The following is a 22799-nucleotide window of genomic DNA, read 5'->3' as shown; positions in this document are numbered from 1 at the left end:
CGTCTGCAAATGAAGGGAACATATAGAGAACAAACGGGCTTTCATTGCGGAGGCGTTTGTGGACGACAAGCTGAAGACCAAGCTTCGCATCCTGTCCGATGCGGCAAAGTACGATGCGTCCTGCGCGTCGTCGGGCGCGCCGAAGCGGGCGGCGGGGCCCGACGGCATCGGCTCGACCAGCAACGGCATCTGCCACGCCTACACGCCCGACGGACGCTGCGTGTCGCTGCTCAAGATCCTGCTGACCAACTACTGCCTGTTCGACTGTGCCTATTGCATCAACCGCCGCTCCTCGAACGTCGAGCGGGCGCGCTTCTCGGTCGATGAGGTCGTCTCGCTGACGCTCAATTTCTACAAGCGCAACTACATCGAGGGCCTGTTCCTCTCCTCGGGCATCATCCGCAATCCCGACCACACGATGGAGCAGCTCGTCCTGGTCGCGAAGACGCTGCGGCACGTGCACGGCTTCGCGGGCTACATCCATCTGAAGACGATTCCGGAGGCCAATCCCTGGCTGATCGAACAGGCCGGGCTATTCGCCGACCGGCTGTCGATCAACATCGAGCTCGCATCGGCTGAGAGCCTCACGCGCTTTGCGCCGGAGAAGAAGGCTGCGTCGATCACCGGGGCGATGGGCCAGATGAAGGAGCGGATCGACGAGGCGAAGGAGGACCGGCGCAAGTTCTCGCCGGCAGGACAGAGCACGCAGGTCATCGTCGGCGCCGATGCGACGACCGACGCAGCGCTGCTGCAGACCAGCGCGTCCCTCTACAAGGATTATGCGCTGCGTCGCGTCTACTACTCGGCTTTCAGCCCGATCCCGTCGCCGAGCGCCGTGCTGCCGCAAAAGGCGCCGCCGTTGCAGCGCGAGAATCGACTCTATCAGGCGGACTGGCTTCTGCGCTTCTACGGCTTCTCTGTTGCTGAGGTCGCCAGCGCCGGCCATGACGGCATGCTCGCTCTCGACATCGATCCAAAGTCGGCCTGGGCCTTGCGGAATCGCGATCGTTTCCCGCTCGACGTGAACACCGCCGATCGTGAGATGCTTCTGCGCATTCCGGGCCTGGGCGTGCGGTCCGTCGACAAGATTATCGCGGCGCGCCGTCATGCGCGGCTGCGCCTGGCCGACGTGGCGCGACTGGCGCGCAGCGTGAAGCGGCTGCTGCCGTTCCTGATTGCCGACGACTACCGGCCGACGCGGATCTCCGACGGGCGGGACCTTCGCAGCGGCCTTGCGGACGTGCCCGTCCAGGCGAGCCTGTTTTGATCGGCGTCGCGCTGCAGCCGGGCGCGGACCTGGGCGGTTTCCGCGCGGCCGTTCGTGGATTGGTGGCGCGCCGCGCCATGCCGGAAGCCGTTGCCTGGTCGCAGGCCGGCGCTGCCGACCTCTTCGGCGAGAGTGTCTTGAACGCAGCACCACCTGTCGGCCTGCCGCGCGCCCTGGGCGAACTGATCGAGCTCGTGGTCTGCCACACCGATCGGGAGCGCTATGCGCTGCTCTATGGCGCGATCTGGCGCGTGCTGAACGGCGAGCGCGCGCTTCTCGAGGTGCAGAGCGACCCGCTGGTGCATCGGCTGGAGATGATGGCGAAGTCGGTGCGCCGCGACCTGCACAAGATGCACGCTTTCCTTCGCTTCCGCGAAACGCACGATCCCGACGGCGCCGAGCGGTTCGTCGCGTGGTTCGAGCCGCAGCACTTCATCGTCGAAGCGACGGCAGGTTTCTTCGTGGAGCGCTTCCGGAGCCTGATCTGGTCCATCCTGACCCCGGTCGGCTCGCTCCATTGGGACCGCGCGGCGCTGATGGTCGGGCCGCCCGCGCAACGCAGCGACGCGCCGCAATCGGATGCGTTCGAAGAGGGGTGGCGCTGCTACTACGAGAACATCTTCAATCCGGCGCGCCTCAATCCGAAGGCGATGCGGCAGCACATGCCGGAGAAGTACTGGCGCAATCTACCCGAGGCGACGTCCATCGCCGGTCTGGTGCAGCAGGCGCCGGCACGGGCCCGCGAGATGATCGCGCGCGAGGCGGCCGAACGGGAAAAGCGCGACCCGTTGAAGGCCGTGGCGGCGATGGCCGATCAGGGACCGCAGACGCTCGGCGAGTTGAACCGGCTGATCGCAGCCTCCGAGCCGCTGACGCCCGGTGCAGATCGTGCGGTGCTGGGCGAGGGGCCGATGGAGCCCGACGTCGCCTTCGTGGGCGAACAACCGGGCGACCAGGAGGAACGGGAAGGGCGGCCCTTCATCGGGCCGGCCGGGCAGCTCTTCGACAGGGCGCTGGCCGAGGCCGGCATCGATCGTTCGCGCGTCTACGTCACCAACGCGGTGAAGCATTTCAAGTACGAGCCGCGCGGCAAGAAGCGGCTGCACAAGCGCCCCAACCCGGGCGAAGTGAAACGCTATCGCTGGTGGCTGCAGCGCGAGCTTTCCTTCGTGCGGCCGAGGCTCGTGGTCGCGATGGGCGGCACGGCTTTGCTGGGGCTGACCGGCAAGCCGCATTCGGTGCTGAAGGTGCGCGGGCCGATCGTCCTGGAAGGGTGGGCGGGGTATGCGACGGTGCACCCGTCCTATCTGCTGCGCCTGCCGGACGAGACGGCGCGGCACGAAGCCTACGAAGCGTTCCGCGACGATCTGGTGGCCGTGCGCCGCCTGATCGCCGCGAGCAGGTAGCGTCGGGCGCTAGTCCGCGGCTTTCTGATCGAGGAACTCGAGCGTGCCGTCGCTGCGCTCACCCTTGAGGTAGCGGAAGGTGCCGGCACCGGTGGCGATCAGGTCGCCCTTCTGGTCGTAGATCTCGGTTTCGGCCGCGAAGGTGCTCTGGCTGGTCGAGGGCCGCCAGGCGCCGAGGATGGTGAGCACGTCGCCTTCGCGCGCGGCCTTGATGAATTGGGTGGTGAAGGCGAGCGTGACGGAGAGCCGTCGAACCGTCGCCGTCTCGTTGAAGGTGCAGGCAAAGCCGCTGGCCGAATCGAGCAGGGTCATCAGCACGCCGCCATGCAGCAGGCCGTTGGCGTTGCAGAGTTCGGCCCGCACGTCGAGGCGCATCTCGACGAAGCCATGCCGCCACGACACGACCTGATGTCCGATCAGGTCGTTGAAGCCGCGGAACTTGTGGGAAGCGACCGGCCGCGCATCGGCCGGTCGTTGGATCGCCATGTCTGAAAAGCCTTTGGGAAGAAGGCGCGCCTAGCGGCGCGCCATCGCCGACATCGGCGGCCGATGGCCGTTGCCATTGGTCATCACCGGGCGCACGGCCGGGCCGGCCGAGGCGGTGACGGCCGGCTGCGCGGCCATGCCGGTGCGGATGTCGCGCGCGACCTTGACCAGGCGCGGGCCCCAGTCGGCTTCGAGACGGTCGCGGCTGATCTGGTAGATCGGCGCCGAGGCATTGACGGCATAGGCGGCCGTGCCATCGGAGTTGCGCAGCGGCGCGCCGACGCCGCACAGCTCGGGCAGCCACTCGCCCCAGGTGACGCAGAAGCCGCGGTCGGTCAGTTCCTTGAACGAGCGCTCGAGGCCGGTCTTCACCTTGGCCCAGTCGTCGCGCCAGCGGCGGCGGATGGCGTCGATCTGCTTGTTGCGGTCGACGTCCGGCAGCGAGAACAGGTAGGCGCGGCCCATCGCCGTGCTCGCCATCGGAACGCGCGTGCCGACATCGTGGGTGATCGCCACGACCGACGGGCCACGGCAGGCTTCGAGGTAGATCATCGAATGACGGTCGCGGCCGCCCAGCGCGGTCGAGGCGTTGAGGGCGTGCGCGAGCTGCTCCAGCGGCTGACGCGAGGCGCGGCGGACGTCCATGCTAGAGATCGCGGCATAGCCCAGTGCCAGCACCGAGGCGCCCAGCTCGTACTTACGGAAGCGGCGGATGTAGTTGAGGTAGCCCAGCTCGGTCAGCGTGTGGGTGAGGCGGGCGACGGTCGGCTTCGGCAGACCGGTGCGATGAGCAATCTCCTGGTTGCCCAGCATGCCTTCGCCGGCATGGAAGGCGCGCAGGATGTCGAGGCCACGGGCGAGCGCCGTGACGAACTGCCGATCCTTGCTGCTCGTTCCCTCGGCGAGACCGTTCTCGACGGAGCTCTGGAAAGCGGCGGTTCGCGTGACGAGATGGCTGACGTTGCCCATGGGCGCTTACTCCTGGTGAATGGCCGTTTATTTCTTTGCGGAGCGGAACCTGCCATTGGCTTAAGTCTATCGCAATGCGCCGAAGCGGGTTTTGTCCTGCGAACATGCAAAGCGGCCATGTCACAGATGCGTGATTCACTTATCGTCAGTTGCAGAGGCGTAGTTTTGCTCTCTGATTCGGGAATTTTCGGCCTATTTTGATGACGCGGGCGGCATCTTTCGGCATGTTCGCGCCGTCCGGGTACGATCCGGACCAACCCCTTTAAGAGGCAAAAATTGGCCAAAGAACCCACCCTGCCGAAGGACATTACCGCCCTGTCTTTTGAAGACGCACTGAAGGAGCTGGAGGGCATCGTCCAGCAGCTCGAGCGCGGCCAGGTCAAACTCGACGAGGCGATTTCGGCTTACGAAAGGGGCGCGTTGCTGAAGCGTCACTGCGAGCAGCGGCTCGCCGAGGCCAAGATGAAGGTGGAAAAGATCGTGTTCTCCGCCGACGGCTCGGTCGCGACGCAACCCGCCGACCTCGGCTGATTTCCTTCGCCATGCCTTTGTCGTCGCATACCCAGTTTGGCACTGCGCTCTCGTTCGCGGCCGAGTCCGTCGAACGCACCATGGACCGCCTGCTGCCGTCCGGCGCTTCGGGCGAGGCGCGCGTCTTCGAGGCAATGCGTTATTCCAGCCTGGGCGGGGGCAAGCGGCTTCGCGCCTTCTTCGTCCTGGCGACGGCCACGCTGTTCAAGGTCGGCACCTTGCCCGCCCTGCGCACCGCGTCCGCCATCGAGTTCGTGCACGCCTATTCGCTGATCCATGATGATCTGCCGGCAATGGACGACGACGAATTGAGGCGCGGCAAGCCCACATGCCACCGGCAATTCGACGAGGCGACGGCCATCCTGGCGGGCGATGCACTGCAGGCGCTGGCCTTCGAGGTGCTGGCGCACGAGGACACGCATGGCGATCCGGCGGTGCGCATGGCGCTGGTGGGCGAACTCGCCAAGGCCGCTGGCGCGCGCGGCATGGTGGGCGGCCAGATGCTCGATCTCCTGGCCGAGGAAGAGGGCTCCGACCAGTCGATCGGCGCCATCACGCATCTCCAACGACTGAAGACGGGCGCGCTGATCTCCTTCTCCTGCACAGCGGGTGCGATCCTGGGCAAGGCCAGCGAGACCATGCGGGCCGCGCTGTCAGCTTACGCGCACGACCTGGGCCTCGCCTTCCAGATCGTCGACGACCTGCTCGACATCGAGGGCAATGCCGAGGAACTCGGCAAGGCGACGGGCAAGGACGAGGCGGCGGGCAAGGCGACGTTCGTGTCGATCCTGGGCGTCGAGCGGGCGCGGGCACAGGCGGGGATGCTGGCGCGACAGGCCGCCGCGCATCTCGAGCCGTTTGGCGAGGCGGCGGATTTGCTAAAGCAAGCCACAGAATTCGTCGTGGCGCGCCGCACTTGAAGTTGGGGCACAGGTCGCTGTGCAGGAGTATGATCTTTCAATGACCGGCCAGAGCACGACGCCGCTTCTCGACACCGTCGACATTCCCGCTGACATCCGCCGTCTGCGCGCAGAGCAACTGCGCCAGCTTGCGGACGAGCTGCGCCAGGAGACGATCTCGGCCGTTTCCGTCACCGGCGGCCATCTCGGCGCGGGGCTGGGCGTCGTCGAACTCACCGTGGCGCTGCACTACGTCTTCGACACGCCGGCCGACCGCCTGATCTGGGACGTCGGCCACCAGGCCTATCCCCACAAGATCGTCACCGGCCGCCGCAGCCGCATCCGCACGCTGCGCCAGGAAGGTGGGTTGTCGGGCTTCACGCAGCGCGCCGAGAGCGAGTACGACCCGTTCGGTGCCGCCCATTCCTCGACGTCGATCTCGGCCGGCCTCGGCATGGCGGTGGCGCGCGACCTCGCGGGCGGCTCCAACAACGTGATCGCCGTGATCGGCGACGGCGCGCTCAGCGCCGGCATGGCCTACGAGGCGATGAACAATGCGGGCGCGCTGCGTTCGCGGCTGATCGTCGTGTTGAACGACAACGACATGTCGATCGCGCCGCCGGTCGGCGCGTTGTCGGGCCATCTGTCGCGCCTGCTGTCGGGTCGGCCCTACGTCACCCTGCGCAACCTCGGGCGCACCTTCGCCGAGAACCTGCCCAAGCCGCTCGAACTCGCCGCCAAACGCGCCGAGGAATTCGCGCGCGGCTTCGTGGCCGGCGGCACCCTGTTCGACGAGCTGGGCTTCTACTATGTCGGCCCGGTCGACGGTCACAATCTGGACCATCTGCTGCCGGTGCTGAAGAACGCCCGCGACAGCAAGCTCGACAAGCCGATCCTCGTCCATGTCGTCACCAAGAAAGGCAAGGGCTATGCCCCGGCCGAGGCGAGCGCGGACAAGTACCATGGCGTCGTGAAGTTCGACGTGGTGACCGGTAAGCAGTCCAAGCCGATCGCCAATGCGCCGCAATACACCGCCGTGTTCGCCAAGGCGCTGATCGCCGAAGCGGAAGCCGACAAGAAGATCGTGGCGATCACCGCGGCGATGCCGTCGGGCACCGGCCTCGACAAGTTCGCCGAGCGCTTTCCCGAGCGCACCTTCGACGTGGCGATCGCCGAGCAGCATGGCGTCACCTTCGCCGCCGGTCTTGCGACCGAGGGCTTCAAGCCGTTCACCGCCATCTATTCGACGTTCCTGCAGCGCGCCTTCGACCAGGTCGTGCACGACGTTGCGCTCCAGAAACTTCCCGTCCGCTTCGCCATCGATCGCGCCGGTCTCGTGGGCGCCGACGGCGCTACCCATGCCGGCTCGTTCGACGTGGCCTATCTCGGCTGCCTGCCGGAGTTCGTCATCATGGCCGCGGCCGACGAACTCGAATTGATGAACATGGTGGCGACGGCCGCCCAGATCGACGACCGCCCCTCGGCCTTCCGCTATCCGCGCGGCGAAGGCGTCGGCGTCGAGCTGCCGGCCAAGGGCACGCCTCTGGAGATCGGCAAGGGCCGGATCGTGCGCGAGGGCACCAAGATCGCGATCCTGAACTTCGGGGCGCGCCTGCAGGAGTGCCTGCTGGCGGCCGAGGATCTCGGCGCCAAGGGGCTCAGCACCACGGTGGCCGATGCCCGCTTCGCCAAGCCGCTCGACACCGACCTGATCCGCCGCCTGGCACGCGAGCACGAAGTGCTGATCACGATCGAGGAAGGCTCGGTCGGCGGCTTCTCGAGCTTCGTGTTGCAGTATCTGGCGACGGCAGGCCTGCTCGATGCCGGCCTGAAGGTGCGGCCGATGGTTCTGCCCGACCGCTTCATCGATCACGCCGCGCCGGCCAGGCAATACGAATGGGCCGGCCTCAACGCGCCGCAGATCGTGGCGACCGCGCTCGCGGCACTCGGCCAGCAGACCGAGCGCGCGCGAGGCTGATTGCCGTTTCCTCAGTCCTTGGGCTGGGGAACGATGCGCAGGTAGGGCTTCGGCGCCTTCCAGCCGTTCGGATACTTGGCCTTGGCGGCCTCGTCGGACACGGCCGGGACGATGATCACGTCCTCGCCCTTCTTCCAGTTCACCGGCGTCGCCACCTGGTGCTTGGCCGTGAGCTGGCAGGATTCCAGCAGGCGCAGCACTTCGTCGAAGTTGCGGCCGGTGCTCATCGGATAGGTGAGCATCGCCTTGATCTTCTTGTCCGGGCCGATGATGAACACCGAACGCACGGTGGCGTTGTCGGCCGCGGTACGGCCGTCCGACGTCGTGCCGGCGCCTTCCGGCAGCATGTCGTAGGCGGTCGCGACCTTAAGCTCGGGATCGCCGATCATCGGATAGGTGACGGCGTGGCCTTGAGTCTCCTCGATGTCCTTCGCCCACTTGGAGTGGTTGGTCACGGGATCGACCGAGAGGCCGATGATCTTGGTGTTGAGCTTGTCGAACTGCGGCTTGAGGCCGGCCATGTAGCCGAGCTCGGTCGTGCAGACCGGCGTGAAATCCTTGGGGTGCGAGAACAGGATCGCCCAGCCGTCGCCGATCCACTTGTGGAACTCGATCGGACCCTGGGTCGTCTCGGCCTTGAAATCGGGCGCGGTCGAATTGATGCGAAGCGTCATGGCTGAAGTCCTCCGGTTTGGCGGCCCGCACCTCAACCTTTCCGCCTGGCGCGGTCAAGCCTTGGAAGGAATCCAGCTTGCGAGGCCCAAACCACCATCGACTTCTACCGTCGTGCCCACGACATAACGGCCAAATCTTTCCGACAGAATTGCTACGGCGACCTGGGCGATGTCGTCGGGCGTGCCGGCGCGGCCCAACGGGATCTGCGCGACCAGCGATCCGAGGTCGTTGGAGACGAAACCGCCACCCGGGATGGCGCCCGGCGCGATCGCATTTACCCGGATACCGTCCGGCGCCAGCACGCGAGCCAGCTCCTTCATCACCATCGTCATGCCGGCTTTGGAGGCGCTGTAGTGCGGCAGGTTGCGCGGCGTCTGGCGGTGCTGCGACGTGACCAGGATGATGCGACCCTTGATCCTGTTGTTGCGCATGTGACGCCCGACCTCACGGCCGAGGAAGAAGCCGGAGCGCAGGTTGATGTCGGTCATCAGGTCCCATGTCTCCTCGCTGACCGACAGCGGCGTGTCGGCTTCGAGGCGGCGCGGACTCGCGGCATGCACGAACAGCGAGATCGTTCCGAGCTTTGCGAGCGCACCGTCGAGCAGGCCTTTCCAGCCGTCCTTCTTCGAAAGGTCGGCCTGCAGGAAGTCGATGCCGTCTTCGGCGGGCGGCGCCGTGATATCGCTGCCCAGGACGATGGCGCCTTCAGCTTTCAAGGCATTGGCAACGCCGCGGCCGATGCCGCCGGCGCAGCCGGTGACGAGGGCGCGTTCGCCCTCCAGAAGTTTCATGCTCATGCCCGCCATGCTAGCAGGACAATCGAAGGGAGACAGTATTGGCGAAGACTCGTCTGGACGTGGCGCTGGTCGAACGCGGGCTCGTGGAAACACGCGCCGCCGCGCAACGGCTGGTCATGGCGGGGCTCGTCTTCTCGAACGACCGGCGGCTCGAAAAAGCAGGGCAGGCGGTTGCGCCCGACACGCCGCTCGAGGTGCGAGGCCAGCTTCACCCTTATGTCTCGCGCGGCGGGCTGAAGCTCGAGAAGGCGCTGGATCACTTCGCGATCACCGTGACGGGCCGCGTCGCGCTCGATGTCGGCTCTTCGACCGGCGGCTTCACCGATTGCCTGCTGCAGCACGGAGCCGCGAAAGTCTATGCCGTCGATGTCGGCACCAATCAGCTCGCCTGGAAGCTGCGCACCGATCCGCGCATCGTCTCGATGGAGAAGACCAATATCCGCGACGTCACCCGCGCTGAAGTTCCCGAGCTGGTCGACCTCGTCGTCTGCGACGCCTCGTTCGTCAGCCTGAAGCTCGTCCTGCCGCCCGCGCTGGCACTCGCCGCGCCGGGCGCGCATTTGGCGGCGCTGATCAAGCCGCAATTCGAAGTGGGCAAGGGCCGCGTCGGCAAGGGCGGCATCGTGCGCGAGCCGGAGCTTCACACCGAGGTCGTCGAGACGATCTCGGCGTGGCTGGCCGAGCAGAGTGGCTGGCAGGTGCTGGGTGTGACGGAGAGTCCGATCACCGGCGCGGAAGGGAACAAGGAGTTCCTGATCGCCGGCCGGTTCAGCGGCGCGCCAGCGTCACCCTGAACTTGTTGTTGTCGGCCAGCGTTTCGAACGACGCGAAGTTCGCTTTCAGCAGCGGCTCGTAGGGCAGGCCGCGATTGGCGACCATGTAGAAGCGGCCGCGCGGCTTCAGCGCCCGGGCCGCGACCGCAATGAAACCCTGGCCGAGCGCGGGCTCGGCGGCGCGGCCGGCATGGAAGGGCGGATTGCAGACGATGGCGTCGTAGGTCCCCGGCGCCGCCTCGTTGATCAGGTCCAGCCAATGGAAGGCCGCACGGGGATCGGTGACGTTGGCGCGCGCCGCTTCGATGGCGCGATGCTCGGCGTCGATACCGTCAATCTTCGTCACGGCAGTGCTCGTCGCCAGCACGTGCCGGGTGAGGAAGCCCCAGCCGCAACCGAAATCGGCGACATGCCCGAAGAGATCCGTGGGCAGGTGCGCCGAGAGCAGGGCGGAGCCGTCGTCGACATGATCCCAGGAGAAGACGCCGGGCTGGCTTTGCCACGAGCCGTCGCCGACTGGCTGCAAAGTCGCGAGCTTCTGCCAATAGTCGGGGGGCGTGTGGCCGGCTGTCTTCGTGAACCAGAAGACCCGGCTATGAAATTTCGAGAGCGTGTCGACGCCACCAAAGGCCTTGCCGACATGCTTCTCGAGGCTCGCCGCGCCGTCATCATTGGCGCCTGCACAGACCAACCTGCCGCCGGGCGTGAGAAGGGCCCAACCGCGCGCGATGTTGGCGAAGTTCTCTTCCTTGTGCTTGGTCAGCAGCACGAGGCCGAGCTCGTGCCCGCCGCTCTCCAGGCGTGGCACGGCCTTCTTCAGGCGCAGGAAAGCCGGCCGGAACGACTGCTCCGCGTCGATCTCCGCGAAAGGCGGTTCTTCGGCGCGCAGAAAGAACGCCCGCCTTGCGGCGAGCGCTCCGTTGTCGAAGGCGTGGGCGAGGGCGCGTGTCGCCTGGCTCACGGGACGAGGACGGCCCGCCCCATGATCAGGCCCTTGCGCAGCTCCTGCAGCGTGGTGTCGGCCTCGTCGAGCGTGCGCTTGACGATCGGCACCGGCGTCACCTTGCCGGCGGTGACGAGGTCCATCATCTCCTTCATCTCGCCGGGGCTGCCGGTGACGGAGCCCACGATCTGGCAGCCGGTGAAGGCGAACATCGGCATCGGCAGCGAGAAGGTGCCGCCGAACAGGCCGACGACGACCAGCCGACCGCCGCGGGCCAGCGCGCGGACGCCGAATTGCGCGGTGCTGTCGGCGCCGACAAAATCGATCGCCGCGCCGACGCCGGTGCCGCCGGTCAGCTCCATGATCTTCTTGCGCGCGTCCTTGTCGCGCGGATCGACGGCGGCCATCGCGCCGTTTTCGAGCGCCAGCTTGCGCTTGCCCTCGTCGATGTCGGCGACGATCGGAGCATGGCCCAGCACCGATTGCGCGAACCGCACGCCCATCAGTCCGACGCCGCCGGCGCCGATCACCAGGATGGGCTTGCCGGCATCCTCGCCGACCGCCTTCTTCACCGCGCTGAAGGCCGTGATGCCGGAGCAGGCATAGAGGCAGGCCAGCTCGGTCGGGATGTTGCCGTAGGGGTAGAGATACTTCGCATCGGGCACGAGCACGTGGTCGGCGTAGCCACCGTCCTTGTTGACGCCCAGCGCCCGCGGGGTCGGGCAGAGATGCTCGCGGCCGTTGGCGCAGTACCAGCAGGTGCCGCAGCCGATCCACGGATAGACCACGGCCTTGTCGCCGACCTTCGCGCCCTTGGCGTCGGGGCCGAGTGCCACGACCTCGCCCACGATCTCGTGGCCCATGGTGCGCGGCGGGTTCATCGTCTTCTGCGTCGACACCTTGTTGCCGCCGCCCATGTCGAAGAAGCCTTCCCACAGATGGACGTCGCTGTGGCAGACGCCGGCGGCGGTGACTTTCACCAGCACCTCGCCGCCCTGCGGCGCCGGGTTGCTTTCCTCGACCTTCTGCAGCGGCTGGCCGAACTCGACGACCTTGTAGCTCTTCATTGGGACTTCTCCGTTTAAAAACCGGGCCGGAGAATATGCCGAAAGACGTGCGCCGTCTGCGTTTCTCGCGACCGTCCGATCTCGCAGAACGGTCCACATTCAATATTTTCGAAAGTTTCGAAAATCCGTTTACTTACGACGATGCTTGCGGCAGGCTCTATTTCAACGACGTTCAAATTAAGCAAACGTCGAAGGAGGAAGCCGAATGCAGGAGCGGGTGGGCTCATGGCGGCGTCGCCATGTCTTGGCGGGATTGTTGGGTTCGACTGCGGCGCTGGCGGCGCCGGCGATCGTACGGGCGGCGCCTTCGGGCAAGCCGGTGCGGGTGGGCGGCACGCTCTCGCTGACCGGGTTCCTGGCCCAGACCGCGGTCATCCACAAGATCGCCTCGGAGATCATGGTCGAGGAGATCAACAGCCGCGACGGCTTCCTCGGCCGGCCCGTCGAATATGTGCTGCTGGACGACCAGTCCAAGCCGGACGTGGCGCGCAGCCTCTACGAGAAGCTGATCACCGTCGACAAGGTCGACCTGATCCAGGGGCCTTACGCGACGGCGCCGATCCTGGCGGCGATGGGCGTCGCCCAGCGTTACGGCAAGGTCATCATCCAGAGCAGCATGGGCATCCCCAAGCTGCAGACCTACGACATGGCGTTTCCGGCGACGCCGTTCGGGCCGGAGCCCGACAAGACTTATCCCAACGTGATCCTCGATGCGATGGCCAGCCTGCCGGCGCCGCCCAAGAGCATGGTGGTGCTGACCAGCAAGTTCCCGTCGGCGCAGTTCATGGCGCACGGCATGAAGACGGAGGCGGAGAAGCGTGGCGTGAAGGTGCCACTCTATCTCGAATACGAAGCCGGCAACCGCGACTTCGGCGCCATCGCCGCGCGCGTGAAGGAGGCCAACGCCGACTTCCTGTGGGTGGGCTCGCTGGGACTGGAGAGCAACCAGATCCTCGAAGCGTTGAAGAAGCTCGAATACACGCCGAAGGGCAGCTTCCATCTCTATCCCGCGCCAGGACCGCTGGCGCTGTCGCCGGATGGCAATCTTGCCTGGTCGTCGACCTTCCTCGAGCCGGACGAGCCCTTCATGAGCCGGCCCGGCGTCCGCAAGATCGCCGAGGCTTACAAAGAGCGCGCCACCAAGGCGAACCTGCCCTATCCGCTGATCGATGCGCAGGCGGCCGGCATGGTCTCGGAATGGCAGATTCTCGAGCAGGGCGTGAATGGCGCCAAGAGCCTCGAGGACAAGCAGATCGCGGCCTTCCTGAAGAAGAACGTGGTCAACACGATCTACGGACCGCTGAAGTTCGACGGTCTCTACAATCACGGCGCCCCGGCGCAGCTCATCCGCCAGGTGCAGAACAAGGAGTGGAAGGTCGTCTGGCCGAAGGAGTTCGCGGCGCCCGGCGTGAAGCTGCTGCCGTAGCGACGGATGCCAAGCGCAACGCTACTCGGCCAGGCGCTGATCTCGGGCGTCCTGGCCGGCGGAATGTACGGTTTGCTGGCGCTGGGCCTCAGCCTGAGCTGGGGCCTGCTGCGGCTGGTCAACCTCAGCCATTTCGCGCTCGCCTTCCTCGCGGCCTACCTGACCTACGAGCTGGGCACGACCTATCACGTGGCGCCCTGGTGGTCGGTGCTGGTCATCGTGCCGGCGATGTTCGCCATTGGCCTCGCGCAGCACTGGGTGTTCATCCGCTTCAAGGTGAACGAGCTGGGCTCGCTGCTGATCACCTTCAGCTTCGCCGTCATGCTCGAAGTCGGCATCCAGCTCTACTGGACGGCCGACTATCGCCGCTTCGAGACGCACTATTCGACACTGTCGATCAAGGCAGGGCCTTTCTACATCCCGGTGCTCGAACTGATCCTCTGCCTGGTGGCCGGCGTGCTGGCCTGGGGCACCTGGCTGTGGCTGCGCAAGACCTATGTCGGCAAGGCGCTGCGGGCGAGCGCGGAGGATGCCGATATCGCCGCGGCCTATGGCGTCGATCACCGCAAGCTCGCCTATCTGGTCTCGGGGATCGGGGCTGCCTATGCCGGTGTCGCCGGCACCTTCATCGCCCTGATCGCGACCCTGGCGCCGGCCCAGATCTGGGCCTGGCTGGGCGTCGTCTTCGCGGTGGTGATCATCGGGCGCCTCGGCAATCCGCTGGGCGCGCTGCTGGCGGGCCTGCTGATCGGCGCCAGCGAATCGATCGCCATGGCGATCTTCAGTCCCGCCTGGGCGCCGGTCGTGTCCTTCTCGGTGCTGATCGCCATCCTGTTGTGGGATCCGGAGTGGTCATGACGGCGGGCCACAACATTCCCAAGGTCGCGGCGGTCGCTGGCATCGCGATTTTCGCGATCCTGCCGACGGCGGGCCTCCCGGCCTTCTACGACTCTTTCTTTTATCTCGTCTTCTTCTGGATCTCGCTGTCGACGAGCTGGGCGCTGCTCTCCGGCTTCGCGGGCTATTTCAGCCTGGGCCACGCTGCCTTCTTCGGCGTCGGCATGTACACGACCGCCACGCTGACGACGAAGGCGGACATGCCATTCCTGGCCACGGTGCCGCTCGCCGCGGCGATGGCGGCGCTGCTGGGCGTCGGCATCGGTGCGGTCGTGTTCCGCATGAAGCGGCTGCGCGGCGAGTTGTTCGCGTTGCTGACGCTCGCCGTCACCTTCGTGATCGCCACGGTGATCCTCAACACGCCGATCGACGGCGGCGCCGGCGTGTTCATGAGCGCGGTGCCACTGCCGCATCTGATGCCGACCCCGACTGGTACGATCTACATGCTGGGCTTCCTGATGTGCGTGCTGACGCTCGGCATCGCCTGGTGGGTCGCCCATTCACGGCTCGGCCTCGGCCTGTTCGCCATCCATGACGATGAGGATGTCGCCGAAGCCAAGGGCGTGCCGACCTTCCGCTACAAACTGATCGCTTTCGCCTTGTCCTCGGGCATCGCCGGCGCGGTCGGCGGCATCCACGCGATGTATGTCGGCTTCCTCACGGTGGGCGGCACGTTCGAACTCACCGTGCCGCTCTATGTCGTGCTGATGAGCGTGCTGGGCGGCTCGCGCAACTGGTTCGGACCCGCGATCGGGGCGACGGTCATCACGGCGCTGCTCTATGCCTTCATCAGTGGCGGCGAGGCGATGGTCGGCCGCGCGGTGGTCGGCCTGATCCTGATCCTCGCCATCCTGTGGCTGCCCGACGGCGTCGTGCCGGCGATCCAGGCCTGGATGAAGCGGCGCCGGCCGGTCGAGGAGAAGACCCATGCCGACGTAGTGCCGGTCGTGCCCGCCACGCCGCACCAGGTCGGCACGCGCAACATCCTGGAGGCGAGGGGGGCAGCCAAGCGGTTCGGCGGCCTGCAGGCGCTGGCCGGTGTCGATCTCGACGTGCGCGAGGGCGAGATCCTGGGGCTGGTCGGGCCGAATGGCTCGGGCAAGACGACCTTGATCAACGTCATCTCGGGTTTCTATCCGCTGACCGGTGGCACGATCACGGTCGACGGCGCGGAGATCGGCCACCTGCCTGCGCACGAGATCGCCCGTCGCGGCGTGGCGCGCACCTATCAGATCCCGCGGCCGTTCGCGAATATGACGGTGCTCGACAACGTGGCGATGGCCGCGACCTTCGGCGGCCCGCCGCGCAGCGCCGCGGAAACCCGGGCCGAGGCGCTGCACTGGATCGGCTTCACCGGCCTCGCCGGCAAGGAAGAGTCGCTGCCGGCCGAACTGAACCTGCATGAGCGCAAGTTCCTGGAGCTGGCGCGCGCGTTGGCGGCCAAGCCCAAGCTGCTGCTGCTGGACGAGGTCCTGTCGGGTCTCAACCCGGCCGAGGTCGACAATGCCATCCGGCTGGTGCGCGCGATCCGGGCGCAAGGGGCCACCATCGTCTTCGTCGAACATCTCATGCGCGCCGTCGTCGAACTCTCCGATCGGGTCGCCGTCCTGAATGAAGGCAAGCTCTTCGCGCTTGGCGCCCCGCGCGACGTCATGCGCGATCCGAGGGTCGTCAGCATCTATCTCGGCAAAGCCTATGCTGCTTGAAGTCCGCAACCTCCATGTCGGCTACGGCGACGCGTCTGCTGTGTGGGATGTATCGCTCGACGTCGATGCCGGCGAGATCGTCTCGGTGATCGGGCCTAACGGTGCGGGCAAGACGACGCTGATCAACGCCATCGCGGGCATGCTGCGCTGCCGGCAGGGTGAGCTGCGTTTCGATGGCGCCGACATGAAGCGCGTGCGCGCCCACGGCTATTGCGGCCACGGTATTGCGCTGGTGCCGGAGGGACGGCGGCTGTTCACCAAGATGACGGTCGAGGAGAACCTCGAACTGGGCTGCTATCTGCCGGGGCCGCGCTCGGCGCGGGCGCAGTCGCTGGAGCGGGTCTACGACCTGTTCCCGATCCTGCGCCAGAAGTGCCGCCAGCCGGCCGGCGAGCTGTCCGGCGGCCAGCAGCAGATGGTGGCGATCGGCCGGGCCCTGATGGCGCAACCGCGCATCGTGCTGTTCGACGAGCCGTCGCTCGGTCTCGCGCCGACCATCGTCGACGACATGTTCGACATCATCGTCCGCGTGCGTGACGACGGCGCCGCGGTGCTGCTGGTCGAGCAGAACGTGGTGAAGGCGCTCAGTGTCGCCGACCGCGCTTACGTGCTGGAGCAGGGCCGCATCGTGGCGACCGGCCTGCCTGACGAGTTAATGAAGCAGCCGCACATACGCGAAGCTTACCTGGGAGTTTGAGGAGCCTTCATGGCCAAAGTCCTTTCCACTGTCCCGTTCGAGGGCGCCAACGAGAACCTGTCGGCGACCACCGCGCCGCAGGATGTCAGCCGCGAGGACGCGGCGACGTTCGACGTCCTGCGTAAGATGCGCGAGGACATCCTGTGCTGCGTGCTGAAGCCCGATCAGAAGCTGAAATTCGGCGAGCTGCGCCAGCGCTACGACACCAGCGTCGGCACTCTGCGCGAGGCGCTGTCGCATCTCGTCTCCGAAGGGCTGGCGCGGACCGAAGCGGGCCGCGGCTTCCAGGTGTCGCCGATCTCGCTGGCCGACTTCCTCGATCTCTCCGAGCTGCGCGTCTATCTCGAGACCAAGACGCTGGCCGACGCCATCCGCCACGGCACCGACGCCTGGGAGGCGGAGATCGTCAGCTCGTACTTTCTGCTCAGCAAGCTTGCGGCGCCGAAGCAGGACGACCCGCTGGCGGTGAAGCAGGAATGGGGCAAGCGCCACAAGCGCTACCACGACGCGCTGGTGGCGACCTGCCGTTCGCCCTGGTCGCTGCATTACCGCAGCGAGCTGTTCGACCAGGCCCGCCGCTATCACTGGCTGACGATGATCCACAGCCGGCTGCATCGCCGCAACGAGCATCTCGAAATCCGCGACGCCGTGCTGGCGCGCGATTCCGATCTCGCCTGCTCCCTGCTGGAGCAGCATATCCGCACCACCGTCGAACAGGCGGTGGCCGACGTTCCGGGACTGATCCGCGGCAATGCAAGGGTGCTCAAACCCAAGCGCCGCAAGAGCTAGGGAGAGAAGCGATGGACACCATTCAGAAGACAGCGACCTACGATGTCGGCGGCGTGCGCTATCCGCGACCGTTCAAGATCCGCCGGCTCGGCCATTTCGGCTTCAACGTGGCCGACATGGACAAGGGCCTCGACTTCTACCAGCGCCTGCTGGGCTTCCGGGTCACCGACACGCGTGACTTCTCGAAGGTGCCCGGCCGCGAAGAGATGGCGAAGCGTCTGGGCGATCCGCGCATCATCTTCATGAGCCACAATTCCGACCATCACGCCTTCCTGCTGGCCCACAAGTCGCTCGGCGCGATCTTCGGTGATGATGCCGTCTCGCGCGATGTCACGGTGAACCAGATCACCTGGCAGGTCGGCACGATGGACGAGGTCTTCGCGGCGGCCGATTACTTCCGCGAGCACGACGTCGAGATCCGCCGCGTCGGCCGCGACATGCCGGGCAGCAACTGGCACACCTATATTCGCGATCCCGACGGCCACACGGTCGAGCTCTACTACGGCATGGAGCAGATCGGCTGGGACGGCCGCTCCAAGCCGGAATCGATGTACTACCGGGCCTTCCGCGAGACGCCCGAGCTGCCGCAGATCTCCGAGGAGCAGGAGGTGCGCGACGCCATCGCCAAGGGCATCGATATCAACTCGGGCAACGTGATCCAGGACAAGACGGGCGAGGAATACATCGTCGCCGGCACGCGCCTGCCACGGCCGTTCAAGGTCACCAGCATCGGCCCGATGAGCTTGTTCGTGGCCGACGTCGGTGCATCGGAAGCCTTCTACACCCAGACGATGGGCTTCATCCGGACCGAGGTTGTGACCTGGAAGGGCCATCGCTGCGTCTTCCTGCGCAACGGCAGCGAGCACCATTCGCTGTCGCTGTTCCCCAAGGCGCTGCGCGGCGAGCTCGGTCTCAATCCCGACACGAGCTGCGCTTCGATGGGCGTCGAGGTCGGCAGCTACCAGCAGCTGCGCGACGCGGTGACCTTCCTGAAGAAGCATGGTGTGCAGTTCACCGACGCCATCCCGCCGGAACTCTATCCCGGCGTCGACTATGCCGCGCACATCATCGATCCGGCCGGCCACTGCATCATGCTGCACTATTACATGGAGCGTATCGGCTGGGACGGCAAACCGCGTCCAGCCGAGCTGCGCCGCAAGGTCGGCAAGGACTGGCCGGCGGCGATCGAGCCGATGTCTGATACCTATGCCGATCAGACGTTCATGGGACCGCTGGGATAACGGCGGCCCGAACAATGAAAAAACAGGAGGAGGAAACATGAGACGCAGGAGTCTGCTGATGTCTGCCGCGGCGGCGGCGGTCGGAGCACCCGCGATTGCGCGTGCCCAGGCCTACCCGTCGCAAACCATTCGCCTGATGCACGGCTACGACGCCGGCTCCAACCCCGACACGATCGCCCGCCATCTCAGCGTGCCGCTGACCGAGATTCTGGGACAGCAGATCGTCATCGAACCGCGACCTGGTGCGGCCGAGCGGCTGGCCGCCAGCCAGATCGCACGCATGAAGCCTGACGGCTACACGCTCTATCTGATGACCGGCGGGCAGGCGGTGGTGTCCGCCACCGACCGCAGCCTGAGCTACGATCTCCTGAAGGACTTCGACTTCATCTCGATCGTCACGCGCTTTCCCTTCGTCCTCACCGTCGCGCCGGAGTCGCGCTTCAAGACGCTCCAGGCCTATATCGAAGAGGGCAGGCGTGAGCCGGGTAAACTCACCTACGGCACATCGGGTGTGGGATCGACGCTCCACATGGCGATGGAGCTGATCCTCGAGAAGACTGGCGCGAAGATGACCCATATTCCCTACAAGGGCGGCATCGGCCAGCCCTTCAACGATCTCGTGGGCGGGCGACTCGACATGCATGTCGTGACCTTCTCCAACGCCCAGCCGCTGATGAAGACCGACAAGCTGCGTGCGCTTGCCGTGACCTCAAAGGAGCGGCATCCGGGATTCCCCAACGTGCCGACCGTCGCGGAGACGATAGTGCCGGACTACGACGTGGTGTCGTGGCTGGGATTCACCGCACCGGCCGGTCTGCCGCCTGCCATTCGCGATCGGCTCTACGACGCATTCAGGCAGGCGATGGCGCGGCCCGACATCAAGGCCAAGCTCGAAGAGCTGGGCAACGACACGACGCTCAGCAGTCCGGCTGAGTTCCGGGCGCGGGTCGAGGCCGACATGGCGCGTTGGCGCCCACTGGCCCACGTCGTCAACCAGACCTGAGATTGAATTTCGAAGTTCGCCGGGAGTGAGAGCGTCATGAGCAAGTATGGAATCGGCCAGCCGGTGTTGCGTTTCGAGGACCCGCGTCTGTTGCGCGGGCAGGGCCGCTTCGTCAACGACATCAACCTGCATGGTCAGACCTATGCGGTGTTCGTTCGCTCGCCTCACGCGCATGCGAAGATCCGGTCGATAAGCACCGAGGCCGCAGCCGCGGCCCCTGGTGTTCTCGCCGTCTACACAGGCCACGACGTGGTCGCCGACGGCCTTGGCATGCCCAAGGCCAACATGCCGAGGAAGCGGCCTGACGGTAAGCCGATGTATGCACCGCAGCGGCCGGCGCTGGTCGTTGACCGGGTTCGCTATGTCGGCGATCCGGTGGCGATGGTGATCGCCGAGACCCTGGCCGAAGCCAAGGATGCGGCCGAGCTGGTCGAGATCGACTACGAGCCGATCCCCTCGGTGACGCTGACCGAGGACACGGTGAAGCCCGGTGCGCCGGCGGTCTGGGACGATTGCCCCGACAACATTTCCAACTTCATCGAGCGCGGCAACAAGGCGGCGACCGAGGAAGCGATCAAGGGAGCGGCCAAGGTCATCCGGCGCCGCTACGTCATCACGCGCGTGCATGCCCAGTACATGGAGCCGCGCGGGACGCTCGGCGTCTACGACCAGGGCGAGGACCGCATGACGCTCTACGCAGACGTGCAGTATCCCCATCGCGTGCGCAACATGCTGGCGCAGAACGTGTTCAAGGTGCCCGAGAGCAAGATGCGGGTCATTACCGGCGATGTCGGCGGCGGCTTCGGCACCAAGGGCTGGCAGTATGTCGAGCATCGCCTGACTCTGTGGGCGGCGCGCAAGCTGCTGCGGCCGGTGAAGTGGTGCTGCGAGCGCTCAGAGGCGGTGATGGCTGACGAGCATGGCCGCGACAATGTCGGCGAGCTCGAGTTGGCACTCGATGCCGACAACAAGTTCGTTGCGTTGCGTCTCAACATGCTGGCGAATATCGGCGCCTATGTCGGCTCGGACCGCAACCTGCTGTCGCCCTTCGGCATGATCGGCACGGTGCTGGGCGTCTATCTGATCCCCAAGGCCTACATCAACGTGGTGGGCGTGCTCTCCAACACCAACCCGACGGCTCCCTATCGCGGGGCGGGGCGGCCGGAGGCCATCTACCTGATTGAGCGGCTGATTGACGATGCGGCGCGCGAGCTGGGCGTTGACCGGATCGAGTTGCGGCGCAAGAACATGCTGTCCGAGGCGGCCCTGCCGTATCAGAGTCCGGTCGGGCCGTTCTACGACTGCGGCGAGTTCGAGAAGAATCTCGACATGGCGCTGAAGCTCGCTGACGTCGCGGGCTACGCGTCGCGCGCCGACGAATCAAAGAAGCGCGGCAAGCTGCGCGGGCTCGGCATCATCAACGCGATCGAACAGGCGGCTGGCACGGCCCAGCCGGAATATGCCGAGATCCGCTTCAACCCGGCCGGCACGGCGGCGCTGCTGATGGGCACCAAAGCGCAGGGGCAGGGCCATGAGACCATGTTCAAGCAGATCCTGAACGAGCGGCTGGGCATCGACCCGCACGACGTGCAGTTCATCGACGGCGATACGGATCGTGTGGCGTTCGGCATGGGCACCAACGGCTCGCGCTCGACCGTGCTGGGCGGCTCGGCCCTGTTCATGGCGGCCGAGAAGGTGATCGAGAAGGGCAAGCGACTGGCCGGCCATCTCCTTGAGGCCGGCGAGCAGGACATCGAGTTCGCCGAAGGCATCTTCAAGGTGAAGGGCACGGACAAGACCGTGTCGCTCAAGGCGGTCGCGATGGCCGCGTTCAATCCGACCAAGTGGCCCAAGAGCGGCTTCGAGGGCGGCCTCTACGAGAACGCGACCTATCTCGGCGAGAAGGACACCTATCCTAACGGCTGCCATATCTGCGAGGTCGAAGTCGACCCGGACACCGGCGAGGTGAAACTCGAACGATATGCGGTGGTTGACGATGTCGGCACGGTGATGAACCCGATCGGTCTCAAGGGGCAGATTCACGGTGGGGTGGCGCAGGGCGTCGGCCAGATCCTGGGCGAACAGGTGATCTGGGACCGCGAGAGCGGCCAGCTCCTGACCGCGAGCTTCCTCGACTACACGATGCCCCGCGCCGACATGATGTGCAGCATGGAAGTAAAGTCGAACCCCGTGCCGACCAAATACAATCCGTTGGGCGCCAAGGGCGCGGGCGAGGCGGGCACGGTGGGCGCTATGCCTGTTGTCATGAATGCCGTGATCGACGCGCTGGCGCCGCTCGGCGTCCGCGACGTGGTCATGCCGGCCACGGCGGAGAATGTCTGGCGTGCCATCCAGGCGGCGAAGGGAGCATAGACGTATGGGCCAGATCGTCGGCGCGGCCGTCGTTTCGCACCATCCCGGCCTGGTGCAACCGAAGGAGATCCGGGTCCAGCGCGGCAACGGCCGCGACTCCGACCTGATCGAGGGCTTCGATCGCGTGCGCGCGAAGATCGACGAGGTGAAGCCCGACACGTTCGTGCTGTTCGACACGCACTGGCTCACCACGTCACTGCATCTCGTGGCGGGTGCGGCGCACTACAAGGGTTCCTATACGTCCGATGAGCTGCCGTTCTCGATGACGCGCTTCCCCTACGATCATGCGGGCGCACCGGCGCTGGCCGCCGAAGTCGAGAAGGTGGCGCAGGAGAAGAAGGTCGCGGCGCGCAACGTCGTCGAGGAGACGCTGCCGCTGCACTATCCGACCCTGAACGTGATCCACTATCTCGGCCGCGGCGAGAAGGTGTTGAGCGTCGGCACCTGTCAGACCGCGAAGCTGAAGCATTTCCTGCAGATGGGCGAGGTCGTCGGCGAGGCGATCCGGCGCTCTGACGCACGGGTCGTGCTGCTGGCTTCGGGCGCGATGAGCCACAAATTCTACGACCTCGACCATGTGCCGCCGAATCCGCGCGCCTGGCATCCCGACAACGTGTCGGAGCCGAAGAACCGTGCACTCGACATGGAAGTACTGGAGCTCTGGAAGCAGGGCCGGCACGACACGGTGATCGACCGGTTCCCGGAACTGGAAGCGGCGAAATACGAAGGTCATGGCGCGCACTACGCGCAGATGATGGGGGCGCTGGGCGGCAGGAATTGCCGCGCCCGCGGCACGCAGCTCTCGGAATACGAGAACGCGGCCGGCACCGGCAATGTTCATGTCTGGTTCGATCTTCAGTAGGGGGAGTTGTTGAG

Annotated in this window: 21 protein-coding genes; 15 read left to right on the top strand and 6 right to left on the bottom strand. The window is 66.1% G+C overall.

Translation table 11 applies throughout. The features are described from left to right. The first annotated feature begins 58 nt into the window (after positions 1–58). On the top strand, positions 59–1267 hold the full coding sequence (locus AC1RP5_RS13935; protein ID WP_493111404.1) for a putative DNA modification/repair radical SAM protein: 1209 nt from the start codon (positions 59–61) through the stop codon (positions 1265–1267). Continuing rightward, positions 1264–2673, top strand: coding sequence for a UdgX family uracil-DNA binding protein (locus tag AC1RP5_RS13930; RefSeq protein WP_493111402.1), 1410 nt, complete (start codon positions 1264–1266; stop codon positions 2671–2673). Before AC1RP5_RS13935 ends, AC1RP5_RS13930 begins: the two co-directional genes overlap by 4 nt. 9 nt (positions 2674–2682) lie before the next feature. Here the strand turns inward: AC1RP5_RS13930 and AC1RP5_RS13925 are convergent, their stop codons facing one another. Both AC1RP5_RS13925 and AC1RP5_RS13920 read right to left on the bottom strand, forming a co-directional pair. Further along, positions 2683–3159 (bottom strand): PaaI family thioesterase, encoded by a 477-nt coding sequence (locus AC1RP5_RS13925; protein WP_493111401.1) that lies wholly within the window; start codon positions 3157–3159, stop codon positions 2683–2685. Positions 3160–3189: 30 nt separating this feature from the next. After that, entirely contained in the window at positions 3190–4128 is a 939-nt protein-coding gene (locus AC1RP5_RS13920) for an IclR family transcriptional regulator (RefSeq protein ID WP_493111399.1), read from the bottom strand. 276 nt (positions 4129–4404) lie between these two features. Between AC1RP5_RS13920 and AC1RP5_RS13915 the strand changes: the two genes are divergently transcribed. The 3 genes from AC1RP5_RS13915 to dxs are packed head-to-tail and all read left to right on the top strand — an operon-like array spanning position 4405 to position 7536. Beyond that, positions 4405–4659, top strand: coding sequence for an exodeoxyribonuclease VII small subunit (locus AC1RP5_RS13915; RefSeq protein WP_296322317.1), 255 nt, complete (start codon positions 4405–4407; stop codon positions 4657–4659). A gap of 11 nt (positions 4660–4670) precedes the next feature. Further along, complete coding sequence (locus AC1RP5_RS13910) at positions 4671–5579, top strand: polyprenyl synthetase family protein (RefSeq protein ID WP_493111398.1); 909 nt, start codon at positions 4671–4673, stop codon at positions 5577–5579. A gap of 40 nt (positions 5580–5619) precedes the next feature. After that, a complete protein-coding gene (gene dxs, locus AC1RP5_RS13905) occupies positions 5620–7536 on the top strand; it encodes a 1-deoxy-D-xylulose-5-phosphate synthase (protein ID WP_493111396.1) in 1917 nt (638 codons plus the stop codon). A gap of 11 nt (positions 7537–7547) precedes the next feature. Here the strand turns inward: dxs and AC1RP5_RS13900 are convergent, their stop codons facing one another. Next, on the bottom strand, positions 7548–8210 hold the full coding sequence (locus AC1RP5_RS13900; RefSeq protein WP_493111395.1) for a peroxiredoxin: 663 nt from the start codon (positions 8208–8210) through the stop codon (positions 7548–7550). A 54-nt stretch (positions 8211–8264) separates the two neighbouring features. Beyond that, positions 8265–9008 carry an SDR family NAD(P)-dependent oxidoreductase gene (locus AC1RP5_RS13895; RefSeq protein WP_493111393.1) on the bottom strand — a complete coding sequence of 248 codons (744 nt, stop codon included), beginning with the start codon at positions 9006–9008 and terminating at the stop codon, positions 8265–8267. A gap of 38 nt (positions 9009–9046) precedes the next feature. Here AC1RP5_RS13895 and AC1RP5_RS13890 point away from each other — a divergent pair, with 38 nt between their 5' ends. Next, on the top strand, positions 9047–9802 hold the full coding sequence (locus tag AC1RP5_RS13890; RefSeq protein ID WP_493111391.1) for a TlyA family RNA methyltransferase: 756 nt from the start codon (positions 9047–9049) through the stop codon (positions 9800–9802). Here AC1RP5_RS13890 and AC1RP5_RS13885 read toward each other — a convergent pair. Continuing rightward, a complete protein-coding gene (locus AC1RP5_RS13885) occupies positions 9777–10742 on the bottom strand; it encodes a class I SAM-dependent methyltransferase (RefSeq protein ID WP_493111389.1) in 966 nt (321 codons plus the stop codon). The two genes, AC1RP5_RS13890 and AC1RP5_RS13885, sit on opposite strands and share 26 nt — an antisense overlap. Beyond that, positions 10739–11791 (bottom strand): alcohol dehydrogenase, encoded by a 1053-nt coding sequence (locus AC1RP5_RS13880; RefSeq protein WP_493111388.1) that lies wholly within the window; start codon positions 11789–11791, stop codon positions 10739–10741. The genes AC1RP5_RS13885 and AC1RP5_RS13880 overlap by 4 nt, the downstream gene beginning before the upstream one ends. A gap of 256 nt (positions 11792–12047) precedes the next feature. Here AC1RP5_RS13880 and AC1RP5_RS13875 point away from each other — a divergent pair, with 256 nt between their 5' ends. Genes AC1RP5_RS13875 through AC1RP5_RS13835 form a run of 9 tightly spaced genes read left to right on the top strand, consistent with a single transcriptional unit; the run spans position 12048 to position 22785 of the window. Then, on the top strand, positions 12048–13217 hold the full coding sequence (locus AC1RP5_RS13875) for an amino acid ABC transporter substrate-binding protein (RefSeq protein ID WP_493111387.1): 1170 nt from the start codon (positions 12048–12050) through the stop codon (positions 13215–13217). A 6-nt stretch (positions 13218–13223) separates the two neighbouring features. Further along, positions 13224–14075: a branched-chain amino acid ABC transporter permease gene (locus AC1RP5_RS13870; protein WP_493111385.1), complete on the top strand. Its 852-nt coding sequence runs from the start codon at positions 13224–13226 to the stop codon at positions 14073–14075. Next, entirely contained in the window at positions 14072–15820 is a 1749-nt protein-coding gene (locus AC1RP5_RS13865) for a branched-chain amino acid ABC transporter ATP-binding protein/permease (protein ID WP_493111383.1), read from the top strand. Before AC1RP5_RS13870 ends, AC1RP5_RS13865 begins: the two co-directional genes overlap by 4 nt. Next, a complete protein-coding gene (locus tag AC1RP5_RS13860) occupies positions 15810–16517 on the top strand; it encodes an ABC transporter ATP-binding protein (protein ID WP_493111381.1) in 708 nt (235 codons plus the stop codon). Before AC1RP5_RS13865 ends, AC1RP5_RS13860 begins: the two co-directional genes overlap by 11 nt. 9 nt (positions 16518–16526) lie before the next feature. Then, a complete protein-coding gene (locus AC1RP5_RS13855; RefSeq protein WP_493111380.1) occupies positions 16527–17306 on the top strand; it encodes an FCD domain-containing protein in 780 nt (259 codons plus the stop codon). 11 nt (positions 17307–17317) lie between these two features. Further along, entirely contained in the window at positions 17318–18547 is a 1230-nt protein-coding gene (locus AC1RP5_RS13850) for a VOC family protein (RefSeq protein ID WP_493111378.1), read from the top strand. Between the two features lie 37 nt (positions 18548–18584). Continuing rightward, positions 18585–19550 carry a Bug family tripartite tricarboxylate transporter substrate binding protein gene (locus AC1RP5_RS13845; protein WP_493111376.1) on the top strand — a complete coding sequence of 322 codons (966 nt, stop codon included), beginning with the start codon at positions 18585–18587 and terminating at the stop codon, positions 19548–19550. Positions 19551–19586: 36 nt separating this feature from the next. Next, positions 19587–21923, top strand: a complete 2337-nt coding sequence (locus AC1RP5_RS13840; RefSeq protein WP_493111374.1) for a xanthine dehydrogenase family protein molybdopterin-binding subunit — start codon at positions 19587–19589, stop codon at positions 21921–21923. 4 nt (positions 21924–21927) lie between these two features. Next, on the top strand, positions 21928–22785 hold the full coding sequence (locus AC1RP5_RS13835) for a DODA-type extradiol aromatic ring-opening family dioxygenase (protein WP_493111372.1): 858 nt from the start codon (positions 21928–21930) through the stop codon (positions 22783–22785). Positions 22786–22799 lie beyond the last annotated feature (14 nt).

The organism is Reyranella sp. GW821-FHT12G01 (genome assembly GCF_058806575.1).
Note: the sequence above shows the minus strand (reverse complement) of the source record. Positions and strands in the feature narration are given on the sequence as shown.

What these genes read in the sequence shown, in the direction of transcription:
- AC1RP5_RS13895 (WP_493111393.1), bottom strand. Translation starts at nt 9,008, where the DNA reads ATGAGCATGAAACTTCTGGAGGGCGAACGCGCCCTCGTCACCGGCTGC.
- AC1RP5_RS13920 (WP_493111399.1), bottom strand. Translation starts at nt 4,128, where the DNA reads ATGGGCAACGTCAGCCATCTCGTCACGCGAACCGCCGCTTTCCAGAGC.
- AC1RP5_RS13870 (WP_493111385.1), top strand. Translation starts at nt 13,224, where the DNA reads ATGCCAAGCGCAACGCTACTCGGCCAGGCGCTGATCTCGGGCGTCCTG.
- AC1RP5_RS13835 (WP_493111372.1), top strand. Translation starts at nt 21,928, where the DNA reads ATGGGCCAGATCGTCGGCGCGGCCGTCGTTTCGCACCATCCCGGCCTG.
- AC1RP5_RS13840 (WP_493111374.1), top strand. Translation starts at nt 19,587, where the DNA reads ATGAGCAAGTATGGAATCGGCCAGCCGGTGTTGCGTTTCGAGGACCCG.
- AC1RP5_RS13910 (WP_493111398.1), top strand. Translation starts at nt 4,671, where the DNA reads ATGCCTTTGTCGTCGCATACCCAGTTTGGCACTGCGCTCTCGTTCGCG.
- AC1RP5_RS13880 (WP_493111388.1), bottom strand. Translation starts at nt 11,791, where the DNA reads ATGAAGAGCTACAAGGTCGTCGAGTTCGGCCAGCCGCTGCAGAAGGTC.
- AC1RP5_RS13865 (WP_493111383.1), top strand. Translation starts at nt 14,072, where the DNA reads ATGACGGCGGGCCACAACATTCCCAAGGTCGCGGCGGTCGCTGGCATC.
- dxs (WP_493111396.1), top strand. Translation starts at nt 5,620, where the DNA reads ATGACCGGCCAGAGCACGACGCCGCTTCTCGACACCGTCGACATTCCC.
- AC1RP5_RS13845 (WP_493111376.1), top strand. Translation starts at nt 18,585, where the DNA reads ATGAGACGCAGGAGTCTGCTGATGTCTGCCGCGGCGGCGGCGGTCGGA.
- AC1RP5_RS13850 (WP_493111378.1), top strand. Translation starts at nt 17,318, where the DNA reads ATGGACACCATTCAGAAGACAGCGACCTACGATGTCGGCGGCGTGCGC.
- AC1RP5_RS13860 (WP_493111381.1), top strand. Translation starts at nt 15,810, where the DNA reads ATGCTGCTTGAAGTCCGCAACCTCCATGTCGGCTACGGCGACGCGTCT.
- AC1RP5_RS13925 (WP_493111401.1), bottom strand. Translation starts at nt 3,159, where the DNA reads ATGGCGATCCAACGACCGGCCGATGCGCGGCCGGTCGCTTCCCACAAG.
- AC1RP5_RS13900 (WP_493111395.1), bottom strand. Translation starts at nt 8,210, where the DNA reads ATGACGCTTCGCATCAATTCGACCGCGCCCGATTTCAAGGCCGAGACG.
- AC1RP5_RS13855 (WP_493111380.1), top strand. Translation starts at nt 16,527, where the DNA reads ATGGCCAAAGTCCTTTCCACTGTCCCGTTCGAGGGCGCCAACGAGAAC.